This is a genomic window from Syntrophaceticus schinkii, from assembly GCF_000946815.1.
Lineage (GTDB): Bacteria > Bacillota > DSM-12270 > Thermacetogeniales > Thermacetogeniaceae > Syntrophaceticus > Syntrophaceticus schinkii.
Window position 1 is genome coordinate 1 of the sequence record NZ_CDRZ01000068.1, and the last position, 17,839, is coordinate 17,839.

General features: G+C 48.6%; 17 protein-coding genes, 1 pseudogene and 1 riboswitch. All 18 genes and pseudogenes read left to right on the forward strand.

The genetic code is table 11. The features are described 5' to 3' along the window. The coding region (locus SSCH_RS04410; protein WP_232294215.1) for a CoB--CoM heterodisulfide reductase iron-sulfur subunit B family protein at positions 1–942 on the forward strand (942 nt) is incomplete at its 5' end. 16 nt (positions 943–958) lie between these two features. Beyond that, positions 959–2,935, forward strand: coding sequence for a CoB--CoM heterodisulfide reductase iron-sulfur subunit A family protein (locus SSCH_RS04420; RefSeq protein WP_084710931.1), 1,977 nt, complete (start codon positions 959–961; stop codon positions 2,933–2,935). Further along, positions 2,926–3,345 carry a hydrogenase iron-sulfur subunit gene (locus SSCH_RS04425; RefSeq protein WP_232294217.1) on the forward strand — a complete coding sequence of 140 codons (420 nt, stop codon included), beginning with the start codon at positions 2,926–2,928 and terminating at the stop codon, positions 3,343–3,345. Before SSCH_RS04420 ends, SSCH_RS04425 begins: the two co-directional genes overlap by 10 nt. Then, on the forward strand, positions 3,338–4,228 hold the full coding sequence (locus SSCH_RS04430) for a 4Fe-4S dicluster domain-containing protein (protein WP_044664422.1): 891 nt from the start codon (positions 3,338–3,340) through the stop codon (positions 4,226–4,228). Before SSCH_RS04425 ends, SSCH_RS04430 begins: the two co-directional genes overlap by 8 nt. A 27-nt stretch (positions 4,229–4,255) precedes the next feature. Continuing rightward, complete coding sequence (locus tag SSCH_RS04435) at positions 4,256–5,260, forward strand: 4Fe-4S dicluster domain-containing protein (RefSeq protein WP_044664423.1); 1,005 nt, start codon at positions 4,256–4,258, stop codon at positions 5,258–5,260. Then, positions 5,253–6,080, forward strand: coding sequence for an FAD/NAD(P)-binding protein (locus SSCH_RS04440; protein ID WP_044664424.1), 828 nt, complete (start codon positions 5,253–5,255; stop codon positions 6,078–6,080). The genes SSCH_RS04435 and SSCH_RS04440 overlap by 8 nt, the downstream gene beginning before the upstream one ends. Before the next feature lie 413 nt (positions 6,081–6,493). Continuing rightward, positions 6,494–6,614, forward strand: a riboswitch (molybdenum cofactor riboswitch). Positions 6,615–6,772: 158 nt separating this feature from the next. Beyond that, positions 6,773–6,925 (forward strand): hypothetical protein, encoded by a 153-nt coding sequence (locus SSCH_RS18130; RefSeq protein ID WP_156972092.1) that lies wholly within the window; start codon positions 6,773–6,775, stop codon positions 6,923–6,925. A gap of 2 nt (positions 6,926–6,927) precedes the next feature. Continuing rightward, positions 6,928–7,404, forward strand: coding sequence for an FmdE family protein (locus SSCH_RS04445; RefSeq protein ID WP_052835306.1), 477 nt, complete (start codon positions 6,928–6,930; stop codon positions 7,402–7,404). A 27-nt stretch (positions 7,405–7,431) separates the two neighbouring features. Further along, positions 7,432–8,445, forward strand: a complete 1,014-nt coding sequence (locus SSCH_RS04450) for a FecCD family ABC transporter permease (protein ID WP_044664425.1) — start codon at positions 7,432–7,434, stop codon at positions 8,443–8,445. Then, the gene (locus tag SSCH_RS04455) at positions 8,442–9,248 is read left to right on the forward strand and encodes an ABC transporter ATP-binding protein (protein WP_044664426.1); all 807 of its coding nucleotides are present in this window, start codon (positions 8,442–8,444) and stop codon (positions 9,246–9,248) included. Before SSCH_RS04450 ends, SSCH_RS04455 begins: the two co-directional genes overlap by 4 nt. A gap of 23 nt (positions 9,249–9,271) precedes the next feature. Next, complete coding sequence (locus SSCH_RS04460) at positions 9,272–10,372, forward strand: ABC transporter substrate-binding protein (RefSeq protein ID WP_044664427.1); 1,101 nt, start codon at positions 9,272–9,274, stop codon at positions 10,370–10,372. 71 nt (positions 10,373–10,443) lie between these two features. Continuing rightward, positions 10,444–11,202 (forward strand): DUF364 domain-containing protein, encoded by a 759-nt coding sequence (locus tag SSCH_RS04465; protein WP_044664428.1) that lies wholly within the window; start codon positions 10,444–10,446, stop codon positions 11,200–11,202. 118 nt (positions 11,203–11,320) lie between these two features. Further along, positions 11,321–12,361 (forward strand): FecCD family ABC transporter permease, encoded by a 1,041-nt coding sequence (locus tag SSCH_RS04470; RefSeq protein WP_044664429.1) that lies wholly within the window; start codon positions 11,321–11,323, stop codon positions 12,359–12,361. A gap of 50 nt (positions 12,362–12,411) precedes the next feature. Beyond that, positions 12,412–13,191: pseudogene (locus SSCH_RS04475) on the forward strand (ABC transporter ATP-binding protein); the annotation flags it as partial. A 45-nt stretch (positions 13,192–13,236) separates the two neighbouring features. Beyond that, a complete protein-coding gene (locus SSCH_RS04480) occupies positions 13,237–14,334 on the forward strand; it encodes an ABC transporter substrate-binding protein (RefSeq protein WP_044664431.1) in 1,098 nt (365 codons plus the stop codon). 608 nt (positions 14,335–14,942) lie between these two features. Continuing rightward, on the forward strand, positions 14,943–15,230 hold the full coding sequence (gene groES, locus SSCH_RS04485) for a co-chaperone GroES (RefSeq protein ID WP_044664432.1): 288 nt from the start codon (positions 14,943–14,945) through the stop codon (positions 15,228–15,230). Positions 15,231–15,250: 20 nt separating this feature from the next. Next, entirely contained in the window at positions 15,251–16,855 is a 1,605-nt protein-coding gene (groL, locus tag SSCH_RS04490) for a chaperonin GroEL (RefSeq protein WP_044664433.1), read from the forward strand. A 506-nt stretch (positions 16,856–17,361) separates the two neighbouring features. After that, positions 17,362–17,839 (forward strand): hypothetical protein (locus SSCH_RS16255; protein WP_198142166.1); only part of this gene is annotated, 478 nt, incomplete at its 3' end.

A 17,839-nucleotide genomic window follows, 5' to 3' on the forward strand; every position in this document is an offset into this window, starting at 1 on the left:
GTGAAGAAAATATTCGCAAGGGTTCGGGAGAAGAGTGAGTGGTTGATTGAGATGAAAGTTGCCTATTATCCTGGTTGCTCGCTGGATACCACAGGTATCGAATTCAGGCTTTCCACCGCCTGGTGTGCGAGCAAAGTGGGTCTTGATTTATGGGAACTGCCTGGTTGGAACTGCTGTGGTGCCAGTTCAGCCCATGCAAAGGATCATTTATTATCCCTTGCTTTGCCTGCCCGCAATTTAGCCCTGGCTGAAAAAGAGGGCATGGATGTGGCTGTGCCTTGTGCTGCCTGCTACAGCCGTTTTAAGACTGTAGAGGCGGAAGTGCGGCAAGATGAAAAAATACAGCAGCGTGTGGCAGAGGCTATCGACATGGATTACCATGCTGCCAACAACACCAAGTCGCTTTTGGAGGTTTTTGTTGATGGAGTTGGTTTGGAGCGGATCGAGTCAGATGTTGTAAAACCGCTCAATGGATTAAAGGTGGCCTGTTATTACGGATGCTACCTGGTGCGGCCCGCAAAATTGGGTCATTTTGACCGCGCCGAGGACCCTCAGAGTATGGATGGTCTGATCTCCAGTCTGGGTGGCACACCTGTGGACTGGCCGCATAAAACCGAATGCTGTGGTGCAGGGCAGATTACTCTGTCACCTGATGACGGACTGCCCTTAGCTTATGAGATATTGCGTGTTGCTGAAATCTGCGGTGCAGAGTGTCTGGTAACCGCCTGTCCCATGTGCTTGATGAACCTGGATCTCCACCAGTTGACGGTTAATAAGAAATACAAAACTAATTTTAATTTACCTGTGTTCTATTTTACTGAATTGATGGCCCTATCCTTTGGAGCAAGTCCAAAGGAAATTGGCTTGAACAGGCATTTTGTTGATGCCTTACCATTGGTTGAGGGGATCAGCAAACGAGAAAAAGTAGAAGAAAAAGCGTAAAGGGGGTAGGAGCCTGGTGAAAAGAATAGGTGTATTTATTTGCCACTGTGGTTCAAATATTGCCAGCACAGTGGACTGCCATTGGGTGGCGGAGGAGGCAAAAAAGTTTCCCTATGTGGCTTATTCCACTGATTATCAGTATGTGTGTTCTGAGCCTGGCCAGGATTTGATCAAGCAAATGGTCAAAGAGCATAACCTGGACAGGATTGTGGTGGCCTCCTGCTCTCCCCGTATGCACGAAGAAACTTTTCGGAAATGCATGGCAGATGCAGGTTGCAACCCATATCTGATGGTGATGACAAACCTCAGGGAGCAGGTCTCCTGGGTGCATGCCAAGGATCAGAAACAGGCAACAGCTAAGGCCCTGGATCTCGTTCGGGCAGCTGTGTATAAGGTAGCTCATGTTGTTCCTCTCAAAGAGGATTATATTCCCGTTGAAAAGAAGGCTCTGGTCATCGGTGGGGGTATTGCCGGGATGCAGGCAGCCCTGGATATCGCTGATGCGGGGTACAAGGTCACACTTGTAGAAAGGGAGGCGACCATCGGGGGCAGGATGGCCCAGCTGGATAAAACCTTTCCCACCCTTGATTGTTCGGCCTGAATTAGTACCCCAAAGATGAGTGCTGTGGCACAGCACCCTAATGTTAACTTAATGACTTATTGTGAAGTTGAGGAAGTATCCGGTTATATCGGCAACTTCGATGTTAAAATACGGCAAAAAGCTAAATATGTGGACCATGACCTCTGTACAGGGTGTGGCGTCTGTATTGAGAAATGCCCGAACAAACGGATTACGAGTGAGTTTGACGAGGGAATGGGCCAGAGGACTGCCATCTATAAGCCATTTGCCCAGGCGGTACCCAATAAGCCGGTTATCGATCCGGAGCGTTGTCGGAAGATTACAAAGGACAGGTGCGGTATTTGTGCCAAGAACTGTCCCCGGGATGCCATTAATTTTGAGGACAAGGATAAGATCATCGAGGACCGCTTCGGTGCGGTTGTTGTGGGTACCGGATTTGACCTCTGGGACTGGAAGGAGTCATACGGTGAATATGGGTATGGCAAATATCCGGATGTGATCACAGGCCTTCAGTTCGAGAGGTTGGTTAACGCATCAGGACCCACCGGGGGCAAAATTATTAGACCGTCCGATGGGAAAGAACCGAAAACAGTAGTATTTATCAAGTGTGTGGGTTCCCGTGACGATACCAAAGGGAAGAAGTACTGCTCACGCACTTGTTGCATGTATACTGCAAAACATGCCCATCAGGTGCTGGAAAAGATCGAAGATGGCCAGGCTATCGTTTTCTATATGGATGTACGGACACCAGGGAAGGCCTATGACGAGTTTTACCAGCGTACTGTAAATGAAGGCGCCCAGTATGTGCGGGGACGGGTATCCCGTATCTATCAACTGGGAGATAAATTGGTGGTTTGTGGTGAGGATTCCTTATTGGGGCGCCCGGTCAAGGTGAACGCTGACCTGGTGGTCTTAGCAACCGCCATGGTACCCAGTAAAGATTCGGGTCGTGTCGGTCAGCTGTTCGGCCTGTCCACCGATAGTGACGGGTGGTTCCAGGAAGCACATCCCAAGCTGAAACCTGTGGAAACCTTTACAGGTGGTGTTTATCTGGCGGGATCCTGCCAGGGACCGAAGGACATCCCTGATACTGTAGCCCAGGCCAGTGGAGCAGCAGCTAAAGTGGCTGTGCTCTTCTCCAAGGATGAAATGGCTACCAGTCCCCTCATTACAGGTGTGAATGAGCAGGTTTGTTCAGGCTGCGGCCTCTGTGTTTCCATCTGCCCCTACAAGGCTATTGAACTCAAAACCATCGAAGACAGAGCCCGCGGTAAGCGGCAGGTGGCTTCTATTAACAGCGGTCTCTGCCAGGGGTGTGGAGCCTGTGCGGTGGCCTGCCGCGCCGGTGCGCTTGACTTAAAAGGGTTTACTAATGAGCAAATATTGGCGGAGGTGGATGCCCTGTGTCTGTAAACACCAGGATTGTTGCTTTTTGCTGCAATTGGTGTGCTTATGCGGGTGCGGACCTGGCCGGTTTGAACCGCATGCAGTACCCGCCGGATGTGCGTATCATCCGGGTTCCCTGTTCTGGGAGGATTAACCCCCAGTTTGTCTTCAAGGCTTTTCAAAAGGGAGCCGATGGGGTACTGGTGGCCGGGTGACACCCTGGAGACTGCTACTATGTTAGTGGCAATTATTTCGCAAGAAGGCGTTTTTCTTTAGTGACCAGGATGATGGAATATCTTGGGTTGGAGCCGGACCGCTTGATGGTCAAGTGGGTCTCCGGTTCTGAAGCCCAGAAGTTTGTGGATACGGTAGAGGAGCTGACCGATAAGGTCCGGGCACTGGGCCCCAACAGAAAGTTGAGGGAGCACTATGGATGAGATTACCAGGCTGATGCGAACGAAAGCGAAGGAACTGCTGGAGAAGGGTGAAGTGGATAGGGTTCTCGGCTGGGAAAAGGGGATGTTCTTTTATTCAACACCCCCGGTGTTCATCGATAAGCCTGAAGATGCTGAGAAACTGGTGTGGGATGACTTTGCTATCAACAACCTGGCCATTTACCTGCTGGATAAGCGGAATCAGGAGAGCAAGGTTGCTCTTTTTGTCAAAGGCTGCGATTCCCGCGCTGTAGTTAGACTGCTTCAGGATAACCAGGTCAAACGGGAGAATCTTTACCTGATCGGTATTCCCTGTCCAGGCTTAAAAGACCCTAAAACAGCTGTGAGGGGATATTACAAAGATGCCGGCCAGGTGCCTAAAGCCAAGAAGTGCGAGGAATGTCAGCATCCTAACCCGGTCCTTTATGATGAACTGCTTGGTTCTCCAGTTGAGCAACCACCAAAAAAGGACAGGTTTGCCGATGTGAGTGAGCTGGAGAAGAAATCTGCGGATGAAAAATACCTTTACTGGCAGGCACAGTCCGATAAGTGTATCCGTTGTTTCGCCTGCAGGAATATCTGCCCGGCATGCAGCTGCAAGGATTGTCTGCTGGACTGCAGCAAACCACGCTGGCTGGACAAAGAAGTAGATGTTGCCCAGAACCAATTCTTTCATATGATCCGGGTCTGGCATGTGGCTGACCGCTGTATTGAATGTGGCGAGTGTGAACGCGTTTGTCCGGCCGGTCTGCCACTAATGCAGTTGAACAGGAAATTGATCAAGGATATCAATGAGTTGTTCGGACCCTATGAAGCCGGAATGGATCTGGAACAGAGGCCACCGCTTACTGAGTATAAAACCGGTGACCCCGAAGAGTTCATGTAGGAAATGGTGCAAGGAGGTGGTTTTAAGATGAAAGCTGTTTCCAAAGAAAAGCTTCCCGCGCTGCTGGAGGAGTTGGCCAAAGAGGGGACACTATATGTGCCCTCAAGCGCTACAGGGGATATGAGCAGGTTTGTTCCCTGGAAAAGCGATGTCCAGGTAGACCTGGAGCATAACACAACCATGTCACCAAAAGATGTCCTCTTCCCTCAGACGGAGGTTTTATATAACTATAAGTTCGGGGAGGAAAACACTGCGGAGCCTTCACCCCCTGGCAGCGAGAAGATCATTGTCTTCGGGGTGCGCCCCTGTGATGTCCAGGCTATCAGGTGTTTGGATGAGGTTTTTCTGACTAGAACTTACGTTGATAGTTTCTATAAGGAAAAAAGGGATCGGTTGATTATCATTTCACTGGGATGCACTGTGGCTGAGGAGACCTGTTTCTGTAAAGATATGGGGGTCAACCCTGTAGAGGCCGAAGGTGCTGATCTTGTAATGTTTGATCTCGACGGAGAGTATGGTTTTGAGGCAAAAACTGATCAAGGAAAAGAGATCGCAAAGAAGATAGATTCTCATTTGAGCAAGACCAATAAAAAGAAACCGCAGGCCCCATCTTTTAAATTACAAGCAAACAGCAAGGGTATTGTTGAAAAACTACAGAAAATGTTCGAACACCCCATCTGGGAAGAGGTCTGCCAGAAGTGCATCGGCTGCGGCACCTGTGCATTTCTCTGTCCCAGCTGTCACTGTTTCGATATCAACTGCAAGAATACCGGGGCTTGTGATGGGTTCAGGTACCGTACCTGGGATGCCTGTATGTTCAATGATTACGCCCTGATGGCCGGCGGTCATGATGTGAGGCCTTCTAAAGTGGAGAGGATCCGCAACAGGTACCTCCATAAACTGCTGTTCTTCAAGGAGCGCTACGGGATGTTCCTCTGTACAGGGTGCGGGCGCTGTCTGCGCGAATGTCCGGCAGGGATGAATATCGCCGCTTTTATCAACCAGTTGGAGGAGGTGACCGTAGATGGCTAATCCCGAACAAAATCCACTGGTACCTGAGATGGGCACCATTACAAAAATCATAGATGAAACACCTGATGTGAAAACCTTTCATGTCACAACCCCAAGGGGGAAGCCCTTCACTCCCAAGCCCGGGCAGTTGGCGATGCTGTCCCTCGTCCCTGTAGGGGAGGCGATGTTCTCTATCACCTGGCAGGGGGATGATTACCTGGAGTTCAGCATCAAAAGAGTCGGTGTGATGACCGATGCCCTCCATGAAGTAGATGTGGGGGCAGCTGTTGGTGTGCGCGGCCCCTACGGCAACAACTTCCCGGTGGAGATCATGAAGGGGAAAGACATCTTCTTCATCGGCGGTGGTATCGGGCTGGCACCCCTCAGATCACTGATCAATCACTGTGTTGTCAACAGAGATGAATTCGGTAAGTTGGAGGTCCTTTATGGTTCAAGGTCTCCAGCGGACCTGGTGTTTAAATATGATCTTTTCGATAACTGGCCGAAGGTAAAGGATATGGAGGTCTATGTGACTGTTGACCGCGGTGATGATGACTGGAAGGGGATGGTGGGATTTGTGCCCGCTTACCTGGAGGAATTGAAACCATCACCTGAAGGGAAGGTTGCGGTGGTCTGCGGACCGCCCATCATGATCAAGTTTGTACTCCAATCTCTGGAGAAACTTGGTTTCACAGATGAGCAGGTAATCACCACACTGGAGATGCGCATGAAGTGCGGCATCGGCAAGTGCGGCCGCTGTAATATCGGCAGTAAGTTTATCTGCCTTGATGGCCCTGTTTTCAGCCTGGCAGAACTCAAAAAACTGCCTCCGGAGTGGTAAAGATAGCTTTGAATCCTCCCTTAATTCATTAAACACCAAAAGGGTACTCCCCAGTGAGTGCCTTTTTGGTTTTGAGACGCGAGACGCGGGGAGGGTTCTCGCGTCTCACGGTGGATCACGGGGACGGTTTCTCTTGATCCCTCTTGATCCAAGTTCTGTGACGCGGTGAGACGCGGGGAGGGTTCTCACTTCTTGTGGATCACGGGGACTGTGTGGGTTGAGTCGCCTGAACCATCAATAACCAAAATCAAGGATAAAAAGGGATAATTCAACCATAACAACACAATTTTATTTTGCAGGAAGGATACAACACGAAGATGGCGAATATTAAATAGCAGTTGGTATTTGTCGATTATTTATCATTTTTTAAGGGACAAAGGGAATAGGGGTTTGGCGGGAAAGCCAGACTCTGTGCTGGATAGGCACTCCGAGCATTCACACCTAAACTTTGGATAAGCAGTGGTGTGTTGCCGATAGGGTGTAGTGGGAAACTGCTGCACCTCCCGTTTGGAAAGGAGTGGGTTTTGAAATGAATTTAGAATGACCGGATAACACTTACAGCCAGTTTGTGTTTCCGGTTATTTTTATTTCCACGGTGTCATTTACGCTGCCAGCAGCCCAGGGGAATTGGATAGCGATGAAAGGCACCAATATATGGCGACAAATTTTGCTCTTTTCTAGCTTCGATTTTAATGTATAGCGAAAGGACAGTCACTTCGTTATCCTTTGTCACCATTATCAATCAAAGGGAGGAAGAAAAATCGATGCGTACACTGGAAGAGGATCTCGCAGCAGCTGTTGAATATCACGGCCACCTTTGTTCGGGGGATGGTTTTGGGGGGTGAGGATGGCGCGCTTAGCTTTAAAAAGTTTGGGTATTGATGATCCCCTGAATTACCGCGACCTGGTGGTCTATGTAGAGATGGATCGCTGTGTTACTGATGCTGTTAGTGTTGTAACAGGATGCACCATGGGTAAAAGGCGGTTGAAGTGGGTCGACCTGGGTAAGGCAGCGGCAACCTTTGTGGACCTGAATCAGGATTATGCCCTGCGTGTAGCGGTCTCTCCCGGGTGCCCTTATCCGAAACATGGTGAGGAGATTGTTCAATACTGGGGTTCGCTGTCAGATGAAGTTGTTTTCAGGTGGCAGAAGGTCAAGGTTGATATTCCTCTCCAAGATCTGCCCGGAAAACCGCGCAACATGGTAAACTGTGAGTCTTGCGGTGAACAGGTTCTTGATGGCAGAGAGGTAATCGAGGGTGATAGAACCTTATGCAGGGCTTGTGCTCAGGGGACCTATTACCTTTCGGCCGCGGTTCTTTGATTATTGTTTTTTATAGGTGGGAAGAGATTGGAACAGTCTAAGAGGAATACTCTTATCGTTATCGGTTTAGGAATTCTGCTGGTGATTACAATTATTATTTCTTTTCGTCTGGGACGCTACCCGATTCCTGCCAAAGAAGTGTTGGGGATTTTGCTGTCCAAAATCTATCCCATTGAACTGTTTTGGACGGACCGGGTGGAAATGGTTCTGATCAATATACGTTTGCCCCGTATCATCTTGGCCTGTCTGGTAGGTTGTTGTCTGTCCGCGGCAGGGGCAGCTTATCAGGGTGTTTTTCAAAATCCCATGGCAGCTCCGGATATTTTGGGTGCTTCTGCGGGTGCAGCCTTTGGTGCCGCTCTTGCCATCCTGAATTATGGAAGCAGATTTATGATCACAGTCAGTGCTTTTTTCTTCAGTCTGTTAACAGTATCTTTAGTCTATTTGATCAGCAAGAGAGTCAAGGGCAAAAGCATTTTGGGATTGATTCTCTCGGGAATCATTGTCGGTTCCCTTTTTTCCGCAGGCACATCATTTATCAAATTGGTTGCGGACCCAACTGATCAGCTTCCTGCAATAACCTATTGGCTGATGGGCAGTCTAGCTGGGGCAAAGATGGGTGATATTAAATTTGCTATTATACCCATGATCATTGGGCTTGTCCCTTTGCTTCTAATACGGTGGCGCTTGAATGTACTTACCATGGGGGACGATGAGGCTAGGACCATGGGGGTGAACGCCAATCAAATCAGGATCATTGTTATTATCTGTGCCACTCTGACTACAGCGGCCAGTGTATCGGTCAGCGGTATGATTGGCTGGGTGGGATTGGTTATCCCTCATTTAGCAAGAAAACTTGTAGGGAACAATTATAACCATCTGATGCCTGCTTCCATCTTATTTGGCGCCATTTTTCTGCTGCTGGTGGATAACGTTTCCAGGAATCTTCTTACTACAGAGATACCATTGGGTATACTTACTGCCTTTGTTGGAGCTCCTTTCTTCATCTATTTAATCACCAGGGAGGTGGATGCCTTTTGAGTATTGAGGTAACAAATTTAAGTTTCAGCTATGGAGAGAACCAGGTGCTTGATGATATTAATTTTACGGCACAGGATAACCAATTACTGTCTGTTTTGGGCCCTAACGGGGTAGGGAAAACCACTCTCTTCCGTTGCATCCTTGGCTTACTCACCGGATACAAGGGTCAAATACTGCTGGATGGTATCGATATCAAGGGCCTGGGGATCGAGGAAATGGCGAGGCTGATCGCCTATATACCCCAATTTCACTATCCGTCATTTAATTACAGTGTGTTTGATATGGTGCTCATGGGCACATCAGTTCAGGTATCTGCTATATCCAGCCCTGGCGTTAAGCAGAAAAAGCTTGTGGATGCAGCACTGAAAAGGGTGGGGATCTATCACCTGAAAAACCGGGGATTCACCAGAATAAGCGGTGGTGAGCGGCAGCTTGTTTTATTGGCACGCGCTCTGGCGCAGGAGGCCAAAATCCTCGTGATGGACGAACCCACCTCCAACCTGGATTTTGGCAATCAGGTTCGCGTTTTGACAGAGATCAAATCTTTGGCAAAAGAGGGCTATACCATTATCCAATCGACCCATAACCCTGACCAGACATTCCTGTTTTCAGACAGAGTGATGGCCATGAAGGATGGAAAGGTCCTGGCCTGGGGTACACCTGCTGAGATATATACGGAAGATTTGATTTACAACCTTTATGGAGTGGAGGTGGAAATGGAGAGCCTTTATCAGGATAAAGCAAGGGTATGTATTCCAAAAAGTATAGTTGATGAGGATTGTGTCTATCGGTTTTGCTCTTAATTTTATCAAGGGAGGTAAAGTCAATGAGCAAGAAAAAGATTTCTCTTATAGTTCTTGTGGTTTGTTTGAGTTTACTCATGGCAGTGGCGGTGGGGTGCAGCAACAGTGATACTGAAAAAACCACTACAGAGCCGAAAACCGTAACCTTTACTGACTCTGCAGAACGCCAGGTGGAAGTTCCCGCCAAGGTTACCAAGATTGTTCCCTCCGGTCCCCTGGCTCAAATTGCCCTATTTGCTTTGGCTCCCGATATGCTGGTTGGTCTTTCCGGCAAATGGGATCCTGCTGCCGAGCAGTATCTGGATACCAAATACTATAATCTCCCTGTGCTGGGTCAATTCTACGGAGGAAAGGGCGATTTGAACCTGGAGGAAATAGCCAAGGTCGACCCCCAGGTCATTATCGATGTTGGTCAATCAAAGTCTTCTATCGTTGAGGATATGGATGGCATTACCAAACAGGTGGGCATACCCACTGTCCATATCGAAGCGACAACAGAGACAATGGGAGAAGCATACAGAATGCTGGGTAAACTTCTCGGCCGGGAAAAAGAAGCTGAGGTCCTGGCTAAGTACTGCGAAGGTGTTTACAGTAAAACCCAGGATATCATGAAAAAAGTTGGTGATGACGGAAAAGTCAATTTAATATACTGCACCGGTGGGGATGGGCTCAATGTAACGTTGTCCAAGGGCTCTTTTCACGCAGAGATTCTTGATCTGGTCAGCAACAATGTGGCAGTTGTAAAGGACATCTCCAGCAAGGGTACGGGAAACCCTGTTGATATGGAGCAGATTGTTCTGTGGGATCCCGATGTGATCGTTTTTGCCCCGGATAGTGTTTATAGCAGTGTTGCCGGGGATAAAACCTGGCAGAAACTGACTGCAATTAAAAACGGCAAATACTACGAAGTGCCTATGGGTCCCTACAACTGGATGGGCTTCCCACCTTCTGTCAACCGCTACATGGGTATGATTTGGATTACTCAACTGCTCTATCCGGACAAGGCTGAGTACGATCTTTATAAAGAAACGGCTAAATACTATGAATTGTTCTATCACAGCAAACTGACAGAAGACCAATATAAGGCTTTAGTTGCTAACTCAATTTTAAAAGACAAACAGTAGACCGGGGGTTAACTGTCAACATTTAGCTATATCTGTCTGTACAAGAGAAACTTATCTTGGAGGGATCGCGGATGTGGGAAATATACGACCACTTGATTACACAGATACCTGAAAATCTCATTGTTGAGGACTGTTTAGTGGGGCAGCACTGGGCACTTGTGCGCTCTCTGACCAGCGGACTGGCCATGACAATTTCGGAGTCAGGTTGCCAACACTGTAGCACAAATGCGGGGGGAATTACAGGTATGCGGGTGCGCCGGTTGGCTGAAGAGGTTAAGTCATGGAACTTTTTCAATGCCACCCTGGGAGTGGCGGCAATCAACTCAGTCTTGAATACCCCGCAGCGGGTGGAAGAGATTACCGGGTGTTCCATCGCTGACCAACAGGAAGGGGATGCCTTCGAGTTTTTTGAAGAGTTGATGCGCGGTAAAAAGGTAGCAGTGGTCGGGCATTTTCCGGGGCTCTCTAAGTTTGCCGGCATATGTGAGCTATCCATTCTAGAGCGCAACCCTCAACCGGGGGATTTCCCGGATACGGCATGTGAGGATCTCTTGCCTCGTCAGGATGTTGTTTTCATAACAGGGGTGACGATGATCAACAAAACACTCCCGCGGCTCTTGGAGTTGAGCAAAGGGGCTTTTGTTGTACTGGTTGGTCCCAGTACACCCCTGGCACCATTTCTCTTTGATTATGGTGTGGATGTTCTCTCCGGCACAGTTGTTGTGGATGATGCCGTCTGGAGGGTGGCAGCAGAGGGTGGTACCCGTCATATCTTCGACCACGGAGCATTGAGATTCAATATCAAGAATAGTTTAGTGGTTGGTTGTTAGTGGCTGGTTGTTGGAAAATATCTGTTGCCTGAAAATAAACACAAGAACCATTCCCGCAGTTTTAAGCAATTAATTTAGCCTGGCCACTTGGGAAGGTGGCTGCTTGGAGGGGCAAAGTATGTCAATTGCTAAAGAGATAAAGACAACCTCTGCAAGTTCGGTGCGCTGGAAGTGGATCATTTTAGTTGCTCTGCCTGTGGCTGCTTTCTTGCTCTCTTTTCCATTGGGGCGCTATCCCGTTTCTTTGGAGCAGTTGATTACAGTTTTGGCGGCTAAGGTTTTCCCTATTGCACACACCTGGCCCTCAACCATTGATACGGTTATTTTTAAAGTGCGTCTTCCGCGGATAATAGCTGCGATGCTGGTAGGGGCGGCCCTGGCCACTTCAGGTGCCGCTTATCAGGGAATGTTTAAAAACCCCCTTGTTTCCCCGGATATCTTAGGTGCCTCCGCAGGGGCGGGATTTGGGGCAGCCCTGGCTATTTTCTTTTCTTACAGTTATTTCGGCATCCAGATCTTTTCCTTTCTCTTTGGGCTTGCGGCAGTGATGCTGGCCTGGGCTGTGAGCAGCAGGATCAAACACGACCCTATGCTGGCTCTGGTGCTTTCGGGGATCCTGATCGGAACGCTTTTTACCTCAGGAACTTCTCTGCTTAAATATATGGCTGATCCGTACGACAAGCTTCCGGCGATCACCTATTGGCTGATGGGAAGCCTGGCCTCCATAGATAACAAAGATGTCATGGCAGCTGGAATTCCCATTTTAATCGGGGCCATTCCGCTTTTTTTGATACGCTGGCGCTTAAATGTTCTCTCCCTGGGTGAGGAGGAGGCCACAGCACTGGGTCTGGATACCAAAAAGCTGAGGTTATTGGTGATTGTGTGTTCTACTCTGATGACTTCGGCTTCTGTTTCCATCAGCGGACTGATCGGTTGGGTGGGGCTGGTAGTACCGCACCTGGCTCGAATGGCTGTGGGGCCAAACTACTGTATTTTACTGCCGGCATCTATATTGATGGGGAGTTCCTATCTGCTCCTGGTGGATGACCTGGCGCGGCTGATGGCTTCAGTGGAGATTCCCTTAGGGATCTTGACTTCAATAATCGGTGCCCCGTTCTTTATTATCTTATTGATGCGCAGCAGGAGGGGATGGAGTTGAGGATGGAGATGAGAAACGCCACCTGCGGTTACGATGGGAAGCCGGTGGTGAAGAAGGCCACATTTTCTGTGAGTGAGGGTGAGGTGTTGTGCCTGTTGGGCCCCAACGGCTCCGGGAAAACGACACTGTTTAAGACCATCCTGGGGCTTCTTAAGCTTCAGAATGGAGAGATTCTGCTGGATGGGGTTGACACCCGCACCTGGCCCAGGAGAAAGATCGCCCAGGTGATCGGCTATGTACCACAGGCCCATGCCCCTACTTTTCCTTTTGATGTGGTAGATATGGTCTTGATGGGCCGCACCGCTCATCTGGGGACCTTTGCTACTCCTTCTGAAGAGGATAAAAGGATCGCTCTGGAGGCAATTGAAAAGCTGGGCATTTCTTACCTTAAAGACAGGGTTTATACAGAGATCAGCGGTGGGGAGAGACAGCTGGTGCTCATTGCACGGGCACTCGCCCAGCAGCCGCGCATTCTGGTGATGGATGAACCCACAACAAGCCTGGACTTTGGCAATCAGATGTTGGTGCTTAAGCATATTGAGTATCTATCAAATCTGAACATAGGTGTGGTGATGTCCTCACACTTCCCGAACCATGCCTTCAGCTGTGCTTCCAAGGTGATGCTCCTCAATAAGGGGGTGGTTTTTGGCTTAGGCAGCCCGGAAGAGACTGTTACTGAGGAGAATTTAAAAAAGCTGTATGGGGTGGATGTGAAGATTATCACAGCAAGTATCGGCAACGGACAACAAGCGCGGGTGTGTGTCCCGGTGACAAAGCGGGCAGCTATGGAAAGCTTTACAGATGCAAAAAGCGCAGCATGTTATGGCTAGATTTTCACGACCATCGATCCAACTGAAAAAAAGGGAGGGTTAAAATTGTTGAGAAACAGAAAGTGGGGACGACTGTTTGCGCTATCCCTGGTGCTTCTTCTGGCTACAGCAGCACTTGTGGGATGCGCCGCAGATGATAAGGCAGATGTAACACCAACGGAAAAGACAATTACCGATATGGGCGGGCGAACTGTTACAGTCCCGTCTAAGATCGAGAGGGTGTTGAGTTCCGGTCCTCCTGGCGGCATTATTCTATATACTCTTTGTCCGGACAAAATGGTAGGCTGGAATACCGAACTCCGCGAGGGTGAAAAGCGGTTTATAAAAGAAAAATATCAAAAGCTTCCGGTCGTGGGGGGCTGGTATGCTAAGAATACCGGTAATATAGAGGAGATTTTAAAGGTCAAACCAGATGTAGTAATCTCCATGGGGTATATGGATGAGAATTCAGCGAAACAGGCTGACACCATCCAGGAGCAGTTGGGTATTCCCGTTGTCCTGGCAGATTGGAGTCTGACTAAGATGGACAAGACCTATGAATTCTTGGGTGACCTCCTGGGTGAGAAAGAGGCCGCTAAGAAAATGGCTAAGTACTGTAAAGATACAGTCAGTGATATACAGGAAAAATCCAAGAAGATAGAAGAGGGTAAGCGTGTCAGTGTTTACTACGCTGAGGGTGCAAAGGGTTTACAGACCGATCCAAAGGGATCGCAACATACAGAGGTATTAGACCTGGTAGGTGGGGTTAATATCGCGAATGTTGAACTAAAGGGTGGCATGGGGATGTCAGAGGTTTCCCTTGAGCAGGTATTGGCCTGGGATCCCGATGTGATTATTACCTGGAATCAGGAGCAATCCGGGTATTACCCGCAGCTGCTGGAAGATCCCAAGTGGAAAGAACTAAAAGCTGTTAAAGAGGGCAAGGTCTACGAAATTCCCTGTGCACCTTTCAGCTGGTTTGACAGGCCGCCTTCGGTTAACCGCATCCTTGGGTTGAAGTGGCTGGGGAACGCCCTTTATCCAGATATCTATAATTATGATTTAACGAAAGAAATTAAGGAGTTCTATTCTCTGTTCTACCACTCCGACATTTCTGATCAAGATGCAAAAGATCTGCTGAAAAATGCTGTTCCTAAAAAATAAAGACAGATGTAAGTGAAAGCCAATCTAAAATAGAGGCCGGAAGCCGGAAGCCGGAAGTCGTGGAAAATCCACCTCCCGCTGTTTCCGGCCTATTTTCATCCTTTGCCGGTGTTGCTATAATGTGGCAACTGCCCACCCTGAAAATAGAGGTCGGAAACACCGCGTGATCAAAGGTGCGCCATAGCTAAAAGCCCTCTTTCCACCCTGAAGATAGAGGCCGGAAGCCGGATCAAAATAACGATTCACAGCAGCTTTGCGTCTGGACTAATTCAAACCCTATCAAGAAATCAGGATAAGAATCAGTCTTTCCGCTTAGCTCTACAGAACCTCCTTTAGGGAATGCCTTTAGGAAGAAGACTGTAAAGCCTAAAAAGCCGCTGTGAATCTTGTCTTTAATATTTCCAGTATGCGCAAACAATATTCACAATCGCTGACTGGTAATATTCACCTATAGCTATGATAACCATCCTTCTTTGTATAATCTAGTCTCAATGGGGAAAAAATTATTGAGAAATATATAGTTTTATATTATTATTGTATTTAGATTCCTAGCACTCAATAGTTATGAGTGCTAATAATGCAGAGTAACCTTAAAGGAGGTGCCAGTTATGAGCCTTAAACCGCTGGGCGAAAGAGTTATCCTCAAGCTTGTCGAAGCGGAGGAAAAAACAGAAGGCGGCATTGTCCTTCCAGACACCGCAAAGGAAAAGCCCCAAAGAGGGGAAGTGGTAGCTGTGGGGAGTGGGAAGTTGATAGAAAACGGTAATAAGGTCCCCCTGGAAGTTAATACCGGGGACAAGGTTTTCTTTTCCCGCTATGCCGGTACAGAGGTTAAGGATGGAGAAGAGACATTTCTTATTGTGAATGAGCGGGACATACTTGCTATCGTTGATTAAATTTATAAGGAGGTTACACGATGCCCAAGGAACTGACTTTCCGTCATGATGCGCGCCAGGCTCTGGAAAAGGGTGTTAATATCCTGGCGGACACTGTAAAGGTGACCCTGGGACCTAAAGGCCGCAATGTAGTGTTATCAAAACCTTTCGGTCCTCCCCAGATCACCAATGACGGAGTGACCATCGCTAAGGATGTGGAGTTGGAAGATACCTGGGAAAACATGGGGGCACAGCTGGTCAAGGAGGTAGCCACCAAGACGAATGATGTGGCCGGAGACGGTACCACCACAGCAACCGTGCTTGCACAGGCTATGATCCGGGAGGGCCTCAAGAATGTGACTGCAGGGGCTAATCCTATGCTTCTCAAGCGGGGCATAGAAAAAGCCACATCAATTGTGGTAGAAAAAATTCAGGAATTAGCGAAAGATGTGGACAGCAAGGAGTCCATAGCGCAGGTTGCCTCAATTTCTGCAGATGATGCAGAGATCGGGAAATGGGTTGCCGATGCCATGGAAAAGGTCGGTAATGACGGGGTAATCACAGTCGAGGAGTCCAAGACCTTTGGCACCACTCTGGAGGTTGTCGAAGGGATGCAGTATGACCGCGGCTATATCTCCCCTTATATGGTGACCGATTCCGAAAAGATGGTGGCCAATCTGGAGGAGCCGTATCTTTTAATTGTCGATAAAAAGGTTGCAGCGGTTGCTGAAATAGTGCCGATCCTGGAGAAGATCGCCCATACCGGAAAACCGCTGCTCTTGATAGCTGAAGACATTGAAGGGGAAGCACTGGCTACCCTGGTTGTCAACAAACTGCGCGGTACTTTTACCTGTGTTGCCACCAAGGCTCCGGGCTATGGTGACCGCAGAAAGGCTATGATGGAGGACATTGCCATCCTTTCCGGAGGAACTGTCATTTCCGAAGAGAAGGGGATCAAGCTGGAGAATGTCACCCTGGATATGCTTGGCCAGGTGGGCCGCGTTGTGGTGGGCAAAGAAGAGACCACAATTGTAGAAGGTAAAGGATCCACCGAAGAGATTGAAAAGCGCATCAACCAGATCAGGAACCAGTTTGATGCAGCAACATCAGAATACGACCGCGAAAAATACCAGGAACGCATGGCCAAATTGGCAGGGGGTGTTGCCGTGATCAAGGTCGGAGCGGCAACAGAAGTCGAACTGCGGGAGAAGAAGACTTGCATTGAAGATGCCCTGGCTGCTACCAGAGCAGCTGTAGAGGAAGGGATTGTCGCCGGTGGGGGTGTTGCACTGGTGAGGTGTATTCCCGCCCTGGAAAACCTGGAACTTTCGGGAGATGAGGCAACCGGAGCAAGGATCGTCAAGAGAGCCCTGGAAGAACCGCTGAGAATGATCGCTGATAATGCCGGTTTTGAAGGGTCTGTGGTGGTGGAAAAGGTGAAAGCGATGGAAGGGAACAATGGTTTCAATGCCCTGACAGAAAAGTATGAGGACCTTTATGATGCCGGAATCGTAGACCCTGCCAAGGTTACGCGCTCTGCTCTGCAGAATGCTGCCAGCATCGCTGCCATGCTCCTGTCCACAGAGTGTCTGATTGCTGATAAACCAGAGGATGAAGAAGAGGGAAAAGCAAAACCCAGAATGTAGATGTAAATGGATGTAATAGTATAGATTTACCGAAAGAGGCCTGTTTATTGGAAGCAGGCTTCTTTTCTTTATTAATCAGCTCTGCTTGCTGATAAGATACAGCTACCATAAAATGCCTTTCTTATAAGCCGTCAACAACGAGGGTGCTAGCTGCTATATACCTATGCACCGAAAAATGTCTTTCATAATAAACCGTCAACGGCGAGAGTGCTGGTGGCTATATAACTGTGCACCGGAAAAATGTCACTCATAATAAACCGTCAACCGCATAAAATGTTATATAGTGATAACAGGCACCGTAGTCAGACTTCCGATTTCCGGTCTCTGGCTTCTGTTGTTCAGGTTAGTGGTTAGTAAGTATGAGATGTGGGAAGCGAGAGGTTGGAAGTGGGAATAAATGAGATGTGGGAAGCGGGAGGTCGGAAGTGGGAATAGAAGTCGGATGCCGGTTATCTAAAAATGGATCGGGAGAACCGTCCCCGTGATCCACCTGGGGGGAACTCAGATTGGATGGAAGTGAAGTAATGCGGCGGGCAAAATGGCCGGTCATCTTTCTCCTTATTGCTGCAGGAGTGGTATTTTATTATTTTATGTTTATCAAGATTGAGCCTGGTCCTCTCCTGGAGGAAGCATTGGATAAGGCCTACCAAGCAAAAAGTTACAGGTATACCCTTAAGTCGGATCTGAATATTGGGGGCAATAAAAAAACCTGGATCAGGGTACAGGGGGAACGGGCTCCTGAATGCTACCACTTCCAGGGGAAAACCCTCGGCACTCCGGTGGAAATTTACCAGATTGGGATGAGGAGTTATACAAAGGATCCGGTAAGTGGTAAATGGACTATCTTAGATGGGGTAGATTTGAGCAAGCAGCAGCTCTATATGGCTGAGATCGATCCCGTTCGAATAACAGTTTCCGGTTTTAAAAAAGGATTGGAGAGCCCGCCGCGTTCTTGTAGGCAAGGAGAAGCTTGGCTGGACCAAA